The organism is Pseudomonas sp. 21 (assembly GCF_000955805.1).
GTDB lineage: Bacteria > Pseudomonadota > Gammaproteobacteria > Pseudomonadales > Pseudomonadaceae > Pseudomonas.
This window is the reverse complement of record NZ_JYOA01000004.1, coordinates 589,703-602,044: the sequence shown is the minus strand read 5'-3', so window position 1 is coordinate 602,044 and position 12,342 is coordinate 589,703. Positions and strand designations below refer to the sequence as shown.

The following is a 12,342-nucleotide window of genomic DNA, read 5'->3' as shown; positions in this document are numbered from 1 at the left end:
TGCATTTTTGAAAAGAGAGATCGGTGGCGCTGTTCGATCACGGAGCCAGCAGGTGGCCAGTAGACGTAGGACGAGAGGCTTTTTGTGGGAGCGAGCTTGCTCGCGAACAGTCCGAGCACCAGTGCCATGCGGTTCGCGAGCAAGCTCGCTCCTGCAGGCAGATCTGGCGTTGGGGGAGGGCGCTATCCGCCCTGTGAGATCAATGCCGTTCGACGGACCCGCCCGGATTGCCGCCGGCCGCTTCGGCCAGGCGCCGCGCCTGCTTGAGGTAGAGCGTCAGCTCGCGCGCCGGCAGCGGCTTGCTGTAGAGGTAGCCCTGACCTTCGTGGCAGCCCTGGGCGATGATGTAGGCCTCCTGCTCGACGGTCTCCACGCCCTCGGCGATCACCTGCATGCCCAGGCTCTTGCCCAGCTGGATGATGGCGCGAACGATGGTGGCGTCGTCGTCGTCCAGCAGCAGGTCCTGGACGAAGCTCTTGTCGATCTTGATCTTGTCCAGCGGCAGGCTCTTCAGGTAGCTCAGCGACGAGTAGCCGGTGCCGAAGTCGTCGATGGCGATCAGCGCGCCGGCACGGCGCAGGCTGAGCAGGTGCTGGGCGGCGGTGGAGATGTCTTCCATCAGGCCGGTCTCGGTGACCTCCAGCTCCAGCGAGCGCGGCGGCAGGCGGTGCATCTGCAGCAGGTTGCTGACCACGCGCGGCAGGGCGTTGTGGCGCAACTGCACGGTGGAGAGGTTGACCGCCAGGCGCAGGTCGTCGAAGCCCTGGTCGTGCCATTCGCGCAGTTGGCGGCAGGACTGGTCGAGCACCCACTCGCCGATGCTGAAGATGCTGCCGTTCTGCTCCGCCAGCGGGATGAACAGGTCCGGCGCGACCCAGCCCTGGGTCGGGTGCTGCCAGCGCAGCAGCGCCTCGACGCCGACCACCCGGTGATCGCGGTAATCCACCTGCGGCTGGTACACGAGGTGCAGTTCGTTGCGTGCCAGGGCTTCGCGCAGGTCCTTCTCCAGCTCGCGGCGGCGACGCATCTCGCTGTCGACGCTGGCGATGTAGAACTGGTAGCGGTTGCGCGAGCGGCTCTTGGCCAGGGTCATGGTCTGTTCGGCTTTCTGCAGCAGCTTCTCGGTGGTCTCGCCGTCCTCGGGGAACAGGGTGATGCCGATGGTGGCGCGCAGGTGCACCAGGTGCTGGTCGAGCTCGAAGGGCGCTTCGAGGTCGTCGAGGATCTGCTGGGCCAGCTCCGCTGCTTCGTAAGGCTGCTCGATGTCGGCCTGGACCAGGGCGAACTGGTCGCCACCCAGCCGTGCCAGGGCGCCGAGGTGCGCGCTGCGGGTGCGCAGGCGGTCGGCGAGGGCGATCAGCAACTGGTCGCCGAACTGGTAGCTGTATTGCTCGTTGATGCCCTTGAAGTCATCCAGGCCCAGGCAGAGGACGGCGACGCGTCGCTGCAGGCGCGAGGCGCCTTCGAGGATCTGGTCCAGGCGCTGCTGCAGCAGCTTGCGGTTGGGCAGGCCGGTGAGGAAGTCGTACTGGGAGATGCGCAGCAGGCTGTCTTCGGCTTCCCGGCGCAAATGGCCGTTGCGCTCGATGGAGGCCAGCAACTGGTTGGCGGTATTCACCCACAGGCCCAGTTCGTCCTTCTCGTGGCCGTCGGGCATCGGCAGCTTGTGCTGGCTGGGGCGGTCCGGGTTGATCGAGGCCAGGTGCTCGATGATCTTCGACAGCGGCTTGGTCAGCAGCCAGTGGTAGACCATGAACAGCACCAGGCTCAGGGCCATGGCGCGGAGGATGCCGGAAATGAAGATGATCACCGAGGTGGCGACGAAGTCGTCGCCGTAGGGCGCGGTGTCGAGGGTGATCTTCAGGTCGCCGTAGTATTCGTTGGAGCCGCCACGGCCGGCGAGGCGGATGGAGTAGTTCTGCTCGGCACCGAGGATCGGGTCGGTCAGCCAGCGGGTGTTGGAGTCCAGCAGCGGGCGGGATTTCTCCGCCAGCATGGGTTCGTCGGGGTGGCCGATGGCGGCATAGCGCACGGCTTCGTGCTGGAACAGGCCTTCGAGGACCTGCATCGCCATGTCGCGGTCCAGGCTGTAGACGGCCTGGGTGGAAGGGTCGCGGACCATCGCCAGGATGCGCTGGGCGTCGTTGTGTACGTTCTGGCGCGCCTTGTGGGCGTCATAGACGATCTGGGCACAGCTGAGTACCACCCCGACCACGAGGGCCGCGAGCAATACCATTCGCAGCAGCTTGAGGGAGAGGCTGTGCCGGGGATCCAGTTTCAAGGTCTTTCCTTGTTTCTCGCCAGGGGCGAACGACTGGGGCTGAGTATTGGCAATTGGCGCAATGACGTCAAAGGGCCATCGTTGTGTTTCGTGACTGTACCGGCCTTTCAGGTTAGCCGACACGAAGGTGTTACGCGCCCCTTACGAAAAAACCCGGCACGGGGCCGGGTTTTTTCAGATCAAGCGGGGTGCGATCAAGCAGCGAACTGCTCGGCCACGAAGTCCCAGTTGACCAGGTTCCAGAACGCCTCGACGTACTTCGGACGCAGGTTGCGGTAGTCGATGTAGTAGGCGTGTTCCCAGACGTCGCAGGTCAGCAGCGGGGTGTCGCCGCTGGTCAGCGGGCAGCCGGCGCCGATGGTGCTGGCCAGGGCCAGGGAACCGTCGGCTTTCTTCACCAGCCAGCCCCAGCCGGAGCCGAAGGTGCCGATGGAGGTCTTGCTGAACTCTTCCTTGAACTTGTCGAAGGAACCGAAGGCAGCGTTGATGGCGTCAGCCAGGGCGCCGGTGGGCTGGCCACCGCCGTTGGGGCTCAGGCAGTTCCAGTAGAAGGTGTGGTTCCACACCTGGGCCGCGTTGTTGAAGATGCCGCCGGAAGAGGTCTTGACGATGTCTTCCAGGCTTTTGCCTTCGAACTCGGTACCCGGAACCAGGTTGTTCAGGTTCACGACGTAGGTGTTGTGGTGCTTGTCGTGGTGGAATTCCAGAGTCTCCGCGGAAATGTGCGGCTCAAGGGCATTCTTCGCGTAGGGCAGCGGAGGCAATTCGAAAGCCATGGTGTCTCTCCTATCTCACTCAGTCTGGGCTAGCGCGGCGAACGCGCGACCGGTACACGGGGCCGGTATCGTAGGTGTCGCGGCATCCGGGCGTAGCTGCAGGACGTCCCGCAAGGGGACAGGCAGCGCGCCAGTTGCGTCTGGCAGCCTTGGCCGCCAGCGCCGCGAAGGTCGGATCATAGCACCCGACCTGTGGCATATCCACGCAGCAACTGTAGGGGCAAAGGCCCTGGAAGGCGGGCTGCGCTGGTATCCGGCCCTCACCCTACACAGACCGTGATGACGGAACGTCGTTCGGACTGTTTCCGCGCCGCTGGCGGATCAGGCGGCGAACACCAGTTGCGCGGCCATGCCCAGCATCATCACCGCGACCATCAGGTCCACCAGGCGCCAGGTGGCCGGCCGCGCCAGCCAGGGGGCGAGCCAGGCGGCGCCGAAGGCCAGGGTGAAGAACCAGATCAGCGAGGCACTGGCCGCGCCCATGGCGTAGGCGCCGGGGGCGGCCTGCTGGGCGCCGAGGGAGCCGATCAGCAGCACGGTGTCGAGGTAGACGTGGGGGTTGAGCAGGGTGACCGCCAGCGCCGCCATCAGCACGGTGCGGCGCGAGCGCGGGCCGGTTTCCCCGGCGTTGGCCATGGCCTCGGGTGCGACTGCGCGCCGCAGCGCCTTGAGGCCGTACCAGACCAGGAAGGTCACGCCGCCCCAGCGGGCGATGGCCAGCAGCGTCGGGTTCTCGGCGAGGATTTTCGCCAGGCCGAACACCCCGGCGCTGACCAGGATGGCGTCACAGGCCACGCACAGCGCGGCGACCGACAGGTGATGTTCGCGGCGCAGGCTCTGGGCGAGGACGAAGGCGTTCTGCGCGCCGATTGCGATGATCAGCCCGGCGGCCACCAGGATACCGTTGAGATAGCTCTGCCACATGGTTCAGACCCCTTCCGGGCTGCGGGCGAGGGTGCGCAGCACGTCCAGCGCGCGCGGGCCGTCGGCGTGGGCGACGAACAGGTGGTCGTGGTACCAGGCGGCGACCACGTTGCAGCTGATCCCGGCCCTGGCCAGCGCCGTCGCCACGGCGGCGGTGAGGCCCACCGCCTGCAATGCCGAGTGCACTTCGAGGGTCAGCCAGGCGGCGACGTAGTCGAAGGCCAGCCCGGCCTGTTCGGCCTCGGCGCGGGGCAGGATCAGCGTCAGCCCTTCGCTTTCCCGGAAGCTGCCCAGTGGCTGCAGGCCGGCGGGCATTTGCCCGTCGGGCAAGGTGCAGTAGACGTATTCGCCGTCATTGAGCACCGGGGTCATGTCGCGCAACAGCGCGGCCAGGGAGGTTTCGCCAGCCATGGTGGGCAATCCATTTGATCGAGTGGGAATGCTGGCGATTGTCCGGCTTTGGCCTGTATAAGAAAAACCAATACTGCTGATATCTCATTAGGGAAACTGATCATGTTCGACTACAAGCTGCTTGCCGCCCTGGCCGCCGTGGTGGAGCAGGGCGGTTTCGAGCGTGGCGCCCAGGTGCTGGGGCTGTCGCAATCGGCGATTTCCCAGCGGATCAAGCTGCTCGAGGCGAGAGTCGGCCAGCCGGTGCTGGTGCGCGCGGCGCGACCGCAGCCGACCGATCTGGGGCAGCGCCTGCTCAACCATGTGCAGCAGGTGCGCCTGCTGGAGGGCGACCTGCAGCAATGGGTGCCCGCGCTGGACGATGGCGCCGCACCCGAGCGCCTGCGCCTGGCGCTGAACGCCGACAGCCTGGCGACCTGGTGGGCGCAGGCGGTCGGGGACTTCTGTGGCGAGCGCCATGTGTTGCTGGACCTTGTCGTCGAGGACCAGGAAGTCGGCCTCAAGCGCATGCGTGCCGGCGAGGTGGCCGGTTGCGTCTGCGCCAGCCCGCGCCCGGTGGCCGGCGGGCGCTGCGAGCCATTGGGCGCCATGCGCTATCGCGGGCTGGCGAGCCCGGAGTTCATTGCCCGGCATTTTCCCAAGGGAGTGAAGCCGGAAGGGCTGGTGCGCGCCCCGGCCATTGTCTACGGCCCCGACGATCAACTGCAGCACCGCTACCTGAAGGACCTGGGCGTCGACGGTCACTTCAGCTACCACCTGTGCCCGTCGTCCGAGGGCTTCGTGCGCATGACCAGCGGCGGCCTGGGTTGGGGCCTGGTGCCCGAGCAGCAGGTGCGCGGCGAGCTGGAGCGCGGTGAGTTGGTGGACATGCTGCCGGGACGGGTGATCGACGTGCCGCTCTACTGGCATCACTGGCGCAATGGCGGCGAATTGCTCGCCGCGCTGACCCGGCACCTGCTGGCGAAGGCGCCGGGGCTGATGGTGCCGATCAGCCGCGAATGACGATGCTGCCGCTGCCCGGCAACTGCTCGATGCAGCGTGCGCCGAAGAGTTTCGACGGGGTGAAGTAGCCGACACTGGCCGGATTGGCCAGCAGATGGCGCACCGCGAAGAGCACGCCGTGGAGGGTGACGTCGTAGCCGTTGGCGGTTTCCAGGCGCGCCGTGCGGCGTTCGCCACGGGCATTGCGCACTTCGCCCCAGACCCAGGTGCGCAGCTTGCCGCGCGCCACTTCGTCCGGGCCGTGGACGCGCTTGTCCACCTGCTGCTTGAGCCAGTCCTGTACGCGGTCGCGGCCCAGCAGGGGGCGGAAGCTGTCCATCACCCGCATGCCGATGGCGGCGGCGGGCGGCACCGGCAGGTACACCTCGATGTCGCCGATGCCGGTGGAGTAATAGGCGGTGGCCACGTCGCCCCAGGGAATGGTGACGGCATGCTTGAGGCCGCGGCCGAAGTCGATGTCGCGGCGCTTGTAGCCCAGCGGCACGTCGCGCAGGCGCCCGGCTTCGCGGACCTTGCCGCCCAGCTTGAGGCCTTCCACGGTGGTCTTGGCGGTACCCGGCGACAGGCCGCTGCCGCTGTCGAAGCCCAGCGCCAGGGTCGTGGCGTCGGGCATGGCTTCCTTCAGGCAGGCGGCGACGCAGTCGGTGGGAATCACGTCGAAGCCGACGCCGGGGCAGATCGCCACGCCTGCCGTGCGCGCCACTTCGTCGAGGCCGTGGGCGTATTCGAAGACGGATATCTCCCCGGTGATGTCGACGTAATGGGCGCCGCTGGCGATGCACGCCTCGATCATCGGCGCGGCGGTGGCGGAGAAGGGCCCCGCGCAGTTGGCGACCACGGCGATATCTTCCAGCGCGGCCAGGGCGGCGGCGCTGTCGTTCAGGTCGAACACCCGGCACTCCAGTCCCAGCGAACTGCCCAGCGCATGCAGGCTGGCCGGGTTGCGGCCGCCGAGGATCGGCGTCAGGCCTTCGCGTTGCGCCTGCTCGGCCACCAGCCGGCCGGTGTAGCCGTTGGCGCCGTAGATCATCCAGTGCGTCTTGCTCATGATGTGGCCTCGTGGGTACGCGTCAGTGCCTCAAGGGTAGTCGCAACCACCCCCGGCATGTCGCCGATCTCAAGTCGTGCAACCCTGCCGGCGCGCTGCGGTCTGCAAGGATTCGTTTCTGGCGTGCAAGGCCAGAGTGGTAGCGTGCGGCGGCTGATAGAGTCGCCGGAAATAAAAACAGGAGTGGCGTGCATGAAGATTCTGGTCACCGGAGCCAGCGGGTTCATTGGCGGGCGTTTCGCTCGCTTTGCCCTGGAGCAGGGCCTGGCGGTACGGGTGAACGGACGCCGCGAGGAAGCGCTGCAGCCGCTGGTGGCGCGTGGCGCGGAGTTCATGGCCGGCGACCTGTCGGACCCGGCCTTGGTCCGCGCGCTGTGCAGCGATGTCGACGCCGTGGTGCATTGCGCTGGCGCGGTCGGCGTGTGGGGCAGCCACGAGTACTTCCACCAGGCCAACGTGGTGATGACCGAGGCCATTGTCGAGGCGTGCCTGAAGCAGAAGGTTCGCCGGCTGGTGCACCTGTCGTCGCCGTCGATCTACTTCGATGGCCAGTCCCACGTCGGCATCACCGAGCAGCAGGTGCCCAAGCGCTTCGCCAACCACTACGGCTCGACCAAGTACCAGTCCGAGCTGGTCGCCCTCGGCGCCCAGGAGTTCGGCCTGGAAGTGCTGGCGCTGCGCCCGCGCTTCGTCACCGGCGCCGGCGACACCAGCATCTTCCCGCGGATGATCGCCGCGCACCGCAAGGGCCGCCTGCGCATCATCGGCCAGGGCCTGAACAAGGTGGACTTCACCAGTATCCAGAACCTCAACGACGCGTTGTTCGCCAGCCTGATGGCGGGCGACGCGGCGCTCGGCCAGGCCTACAACATCAGCAACGGCCAGCCGCTGCCGTTGTGGGACGTGGTGAACTACGTGCTGCGCCGCCTGGACATGCAGCCGGTAGAGCGGCACATGCCGTACGGGTTGGCGTACAACCTGGCGCTGATCAACGAGGGCGTGTGCAAGGTCCTGCCCGGCCGCCCGGAGCCGACCCTGCATCGCCTGGGCATGGCGGTGATGGCCAAGGACTTCTCCCTGGATATCTCCCGCGCCCGCCAGTACCTCGACTACGACCCGCAGGCGAGCCTGTGGGATGCGCTGGACGAGTTCTGTGACTGGTGGCGGTTGCACGGCGCCTAGCGGTTGGCTCCACCTGTAGGAGCGGGCCACGCCCGCGATCGCGCGCATGGCGCGCTCCTACAGGATTGGCTCCGCAGCGTAACCGGTTCGCGAGCCTGCTCGCTCCTGCAAGAGCAGCATCAGCGAGAGGGGCGGGCACCGCCCCGCAGCGGGCCGGAGTACTGCTGGTCAGCGCCACCCTGCATCGGCAGGAAGCTCGGCTCCTGCACCACGCGGGGCAGTTTCACGCCGCTCAGCTCGCTCAGGCGTTCGCCCAGCTGGCGGGTCTCCTCGCAAGTGGAAGCAGCGCAGGCGCGCAGCATCCGTTCGATGGCGTCGCTCTGCTGGTACTGGATCTCCAGTGCCTGTTCTTCACGCAGACGGCGGCGCAGTTCGCGCATGCAATCCAGGATGGCCTTGTTGAGTTCGATCACCCGACTTCCTCCCCGCGAAGGGCGCCAAAGCGGCGCCAAGTATCAGGAGCGAGAGCAAGGGGCGTGCCACGATGTCGCAAAGCCACTATCGGCGGGTCGCCTGGGGAACTGCTACCTCCGTCACGGGTCTTCTGTGCGCCGACGAGGTGCGTGACGCCCTGTGATGGCACGCTGCTCTCAGAGCCATGCGAACGGATATACTGCGCCCTGCGCAGGCAACACGCCGCTTTATCCCCACAGGTTCATTCCATGCGTAATGACACGTTCGACGAATTCGATGATGTGCCCCACCTTTCCACCGACGCCGCCGACCGCGACGAATTCGGCCATCACCCGCGCCGCGTGGTCGAGCCCAACGGCCGCCCGCTGCCCCAGCCGGTGAAGCGCAGTGGCGGTACCGGAGCGCTGTGGGCGCTGGTCGCGGCCATGGCCATCGCCCTGGCCGGCGTGGGCTGGTGGAGCCACCAGCAGCTGCTGCTGATGGAACAGCAACTGATCGCCACCCAGGAAAGCTTCGCCAAGATCAGCGAGGAAGCCGCCGGTCGCCTGGACGACATTCGCGGCAAGTTCGTCGCCAACGAGTCCAACGGCATGAGCGACCGCGAAGCGCTGAAGCTGCAGGTCAAGCAGCTGCAGGGTCGCCTGGCCGAGCAGGCCAAGGCGCAGCAGACTTCCCTGTCGGAGTTCGACGGCGCCCAGGGCAAGCGCCTGGCGCAGGTCAGCGCCGACCTCAAGGCCCAGCAGGAAAGCGCCGCGCTGCTGATGTCGCAGCTCGACGTCAAGCTCAAGTCCATCACCGACGAACAGGCCAAGTACAAGAACCTGCAGGCCGACCTGGCCGCCGCCAACCAGCAGATCCAGGCGCTCAACACGGAAATCGCCAGCCTGAAGAAGGACGGCAGCCAGGCCAAGGCGATCAAGAGCATCCAGGACGATCTGTTCGTGCTGCGCTCCGAGGTCGACGGCCGCCAGGGCCAGGCCAACAGCGATACCAAGGAGTTCGATGTGTTCCGCATCCAGGTGATGCGCAACATCAACACCCTGCAGCAGCAGATGCAGAACCTCCAGCAGCAGATCAGCACCCGCTGATTGTCCTGCCGACGAACAGCCCCCGCGCCGAAAGGTCCGGGGGCTTTTTTCTGGCCATCCCTCTTTGGGGGTAGTGAGAGCAATTCTTGTCTTGAATCAGTTTCAGGGGCGGTTTCGAGGCGAATAATCGTCAACAAATGAGAGTCATTCCGATTCTCCCCTTGTTCGATCATTCGCCCGGAGGCTTCCCATGCACGATCTTCAAGCGCAACGTCGGTACCGCATTGCCGGTTACCGGCCCGGGATCGGTGCCGCCTTCCGCCAGCGGCTGTTCTCCATGGGGCTGTTGCCTGGTGCCGAATTGAAGGTGCGCCGCGTGGCGCCGCTGGGCGATCCGGTGCAGGTGGATACGCGCCAGTGCAGCCTGGTGCTGCGCCGCCGCGACCTGGCCTTTCTCCAGCTCGAAGCGCAGGACTGAGCCGCCATGAGTGAGCTGCGCATCGGCCTGATCGGCAACCCCAACGCGGGCAAGACCACCCTGTTCAACCAGCTCACCGGCTCGCGCCAGCGCGTCGGCAACTGGGCCGGCGTCACCGTCGAGCGCAAGGAAGGCAGCTTCCGCACCGCGCGGCACAGCGTGCGCCTGGTGGACCTGCCCGGCACCTACTCGCTGACCACCTTGTCGACCCAGGCCTCGCTGGACGAGCAGATCGCCCGGCGCTGCATCGTCAATGGCGAGGTGGACGTGCTGGTCAACGTGGTGGACGCCACCAACCTGGAACGCAACCTCTACCTCACCGTGCAGCTGTGCGAGATGGGGCTGCCCTGCGTGGTCGCGCTGAACATGCTCGACATCGCCCGTACCCAGGGGCTGAACATCGATCGCGAGGCGCTGGCGCGGGAGTTGGGTTGCCCGGTGGTGCCGCTGGTCTCGACCCGTGGCGAAGGCATCGACGCGCTGAAGGAGGCCATCGATGGCGTGACGGCACAACCTCCATTGCAGGTGCCGTATCCCGCAGCACTGCGCAACGCCGTTACCCAACTGCTGCCAACGGACGCTCCGCCAACCCAGGCGTGGATGGCCCTGCTGGCGCTGGAAGGCGACCTGCACAGCGCCCGTCAGCTCCAGCTCGACCCGGCGAGCCTGCTGGCCGCGCGCGACGCGATCCGCTGCGCCTGCGGCGAAGACCCGGAACTACTGCTGGTGGACGCCCGCTACCGGCTGATCGGCGAATTCTGCGAGCGCGCCAGCAACCATCGCCAGGCCGCGCCGCATCGCCTGACCCAGGTGCTGGACAGCATCGCGCTGAACCGCTGGTTGGGCATCCCGGTGTTCCTCTTCGTGATGTACCTGATGTTCTTCTTCGCCATCACCCTGGGCGGGGCGCTGCAGCCGATCTTCGACCAGGGCTCCTCGGCGCTGTTCATCGACGGCATCCAGTGGCTGGGCGCGCGCACCGGTGCGCCGGACTGGCTGACCGCGCTGCTGGCCCAGGGGCTGGGCGGTGGCATCAACGCGGTGCTGCCGCTGATCCCGCAGATCGGCCTGATGTACCTGTTCCTCGCGCTGCTGGAGGACTCCGGCTACATGGCCCGCGCGGCCTTCGTCATGGACCGGCTGATGCAGGCCCTCGGCCTGCCGGGCAAATCCTTCGTGCCGCTGATCGTCGGCTTCGGCTGCAACGTGCCGTCGATCATGGGCACCCGTACCCTGGATAACCCGCGCGAGCGCCTGATGACCTCGATGATGGCGCCGTTCATGTCCTGCGGCGCGCGGCTGGCGATCTTCGCCGTGTTCGCCGCGGCCTTCTTCGGCCAGAACGGCGCGCTGGCGATCTTCTCGCTGTACCTGCTGGGCATAGTCGTCGCGGTGCTGACAGGGCTGCTGCTCAAGCACACGCTGATGCGCGGCGAGGCCTCGCCCTTCGTCATGGAGTTGCCGCTGTACCACGTGCCGCACCTGCGCAGCCTGCTGCTGCAGACCTGGATGCGCCTGCGCGCCTTCGTGGTCCGTGCGGGCACCGTGATCATCCTGGTCAGCCTGGTGATCGGCGGACTGAACAGCATCACCCTCGATGGGCGCCCGGTGCAGGGCGACATCGCCGACTCGGCGCTGTCGAGTCTCAGCCACAAGGTCACGCCGCTGCTGGCGCCCATGGGCGTGCACCCGGACAACTGGCAGGCCACCGTTGGCCTGGTGACGGGCGCGCTGGCCAAGGAAGTGGTGGTCGGAACACTCAACACGCTCTACACCGCCGAGCACATCCAGGGCGAAGCTTTCGACGCCGACGGCTATGACCTCTGGGGCCAGCTGAAGCAGGCCGGGGTGGATACCCTCGATGGCCTGCGCGACTCGTTCAGCCTCAGCGTCTTGGCCAACCCGGTCGCCGCGAGCATGGCCGACGGCGAGATGGAGGAGGGCTCCATGGGCACCTTCGCGGCTAAGTTCGGCAGCCCGTTGGCCGCCTACAGCTACCTCGTCTTCGTGCTGCTCTACGTGCCCTGCGTGGCGACCCTTGGGGCGCTGACCCGCGAGAGCGGCCGCGGCTGGATGACCTTCTCGGTGCTCTGGGGCCTGAACGTCGCCTACTCGCTGGCGACCCTCTGCTACCAGGTGTTCAGCTTCGCCGAACATCCGCAGTACAGCGCGGTGGCGATCGGGGTGGTGTTGGCATTCAACCTCGTGCTGTTCCTGATCCTGCGCTGGGTTGGCCGGCGCGGGCTTGAGCTGGATGGCGAGCGCGAGCTGCGCGCGGCCCCGGCGGGGAGCTGCCACTGATGGCCACGGCAATCGCAGTGCGCAACCTGCTGGGCGAGATGGGCGAGGCGGATGTGCCCACCCTGGCCCAGCGCCTCGGCGCCTCCATTGCACTGCTGGAAGCTTTGCTGGAAAGGCTGCTGGCGCTGGGCGTGGTGGAAAAGGTCGCGCCCGAACCGGCGGCCTGCGGGAGTTGCAAGGGCTGCGCGGAAGCGACGCGGTGTTCGACGACGGGGTATCGCCTCTCCCGTCGCAACGATCCCACACCCTTGCGCTGGAGCAGCTCCTGACTCCTGATCGTAGGATGGTGTGGAGCGAAGCGATACCCATCACGCATCGCGCCGACAGCATGGGCATCGCTGCGCTCCCCCCATCCTGCAAAGCGCTCCGACGCAGAACCTGACGCATTTTTGTAGGAGCGAGCTTGCTCGCGAAAAACCCCGGGTGGACCAGTGTAGGAGCGGACTCTGTCCGCGATGTGCTGCAGGCCTACTCGGAGTTGTCGGTAATCGATCGCG

Annotated in this window: 12 protein-coding genes; 6 read left to right on the top strand and 6 right to left on the bottom strand. The window is 66.8% G+C overall.

From position 1 onward, the window contains the following. Positions 1-199: 199 nt before the first annotated feature. The 4 genes from UB43_RS12450 to UB43_RS12435 all read right to left on the bottom strand — a co-directional run bounded on the left by UB43_RS12450 (position 200) and on the right by UB43_RS12435 (position 4,392). Positions 200-2,281: a bifunctional diguanylate cyclase/phosphodiesterase gene (locus tag UB43_RS12450; RefSeq protein WP_045211149.1), complete on the bottom strand. Its 2,082-nt coding sequence runs from the start codon at positions 2,279-2,281 to the stop codon at positions 200-202. Between the two features lie 194 nt (positions 2,282-2,475). After that, on the bottom strand, positions 2,476-3,057 hold the full coding sequence (locus UB43_RS12445; protein WP_045211147.1) for a superoxide dismutase: 582 nt from the start codon (positions 3,055-3,057) through the stop codon (positions 2,476-2,478). Positions 3,058-3,378: 321 nt separating this feature from the next. After that, entirely contained in the window at positions 3,379-3,981 is a 603-nt protein-coding gene (locus UB43_RS12440; RefSeq protein WP_045211145.1) for a LysE/ArgO family amino acid transporter, read from the bottom strand. 3 nt (positions 3,982-3,984) lie between these two features. Beyond that, on the bottom strand, positions 3,985-4,392 hold the full coding sequence (locus tag UB43_RS12435; protein ID WP_045211143.1) for an ACT domain-containing protein: 408 nt from the start codon (positions 4,390-4,392) through the stop codon (positions 3,985-3,987). Between the two features lie 96 nt (positions 4,393-4,488). Here UB43_RS12435 and UB43_RS12430 point away from each other — a divergent pair, with 96 nt between their 5' ends. Beyond that, positions 4,489-5,394, top strand: coding sequence for a LysR family transcriptional regulator ArgP (locus UB43_RS12430; protein ID WP_156160408.1), 906 nt, complete (start codon positions 4,489-4,491; stop codon positions 5,392-5,394). On the opposite strand, the gene UB43_RS12425 is transcribed toward UB43_RS12430, so the two are convergent. Beyond that, complete coding sequence (locus UB43_RS12425) at positions 5,381-6,442, bottom strand: trans-acting enoyl reductase family protein (protein ID WP_045211138.1); 1,062 nt, start codon at positions 6,440-6,442, stop codon at positions 5,381-5,383. The genes UB43_RS12430 and UB43_RS12425 overlap by 14 nt on opposite strands. 192 nt (positions 6,443-6,634) lie before the next feature. Between UB43_RS12425 and UB43_RS12420 the strand changes: the two genes are divergently transcribed. Further along, entirely contained in the window at positions 6,635-7,624 is a 990-nt protein-coding gene (locus UB43_RS12420) for an NAD(P)-dependent oxidoreductase (protein ID WP_045211136.1), read from the top strand. A gap of 119 nt (positions 7,625-7,743) precedes the next feature. On the opposite strand, the gene UB43_RS12415 is transcribed toward UB43_RS12420, so the two are convergent. Next, complete coding sequence (locus tag UB43_RS12415; protein WP_045211338.1) at positions 7,744-8,034, bottom strand: hypothetical protein; 291 nt, start codon at positions 8,032-8,034, stop codon at positions 7,744-7,746. A 252-nt stretch (positions 8,035-8,286) separates the two neighbouring features. Here UB43_RS12415 and UB43_RS12410 point away from each other — a divergent pair, with 252 nt between their 5' ends. The 4 genes from UB43_RS12410 (at position 8,287) to UB43_RS12395 (ending at position 12,114) form a co-directional block, all read left to right on the top strand. After that, complete coding sequence (locus UB43_RS12410) at positions 8,287-9,126, top strand: hypothetical protein (protein ID WP_045211134.1); 840 nt, start codon at positions 8,287-8,289, stop codon at positions 9,124-9,126. A 190-nt stretch (positions 9,127-9,316) separates the two neighbouring features. Further along, positions 9,317-9,544, top strand: coding sequence for a ferrous iron transporter A (feoA, locus tag UB43_RS12405; protein WP_024762599.1), 228 nt, complete (start codon positions 9,317-9,319; stop codon positions 9,542-9,544). A 6-nt stretch (positions 9,545-9,550) separates the two neighbouring features. Continuing rightward, positions 9,551-11,845, top strand: a complete 2,295-nt coding sequence (gene feoB / locus UB43_RS12400) for a Fe(2+) transporter permease subunit FeoB (RefSeq protein WP_045211131.1) — start codon at positions 9,551-9,553, stop codon at positions 11,843-11,845. Further along, positions 11,845-12,114, top strand: coding sequence for a FeoC-like transcriptional regulator (locus tag UB43_RS12395; RefSeq protein ID WP_045211129.1), 270 nt, complete (start codon positions 11,845-11,847; stop codon positions 12,112-12,114). The genes feoB and UB43_RS12395 overlap by 1 nt, the downstream gene beginning before the upstream one ends. Positions 12,115-12,342 lie beyond the last annotated feature (228 nt).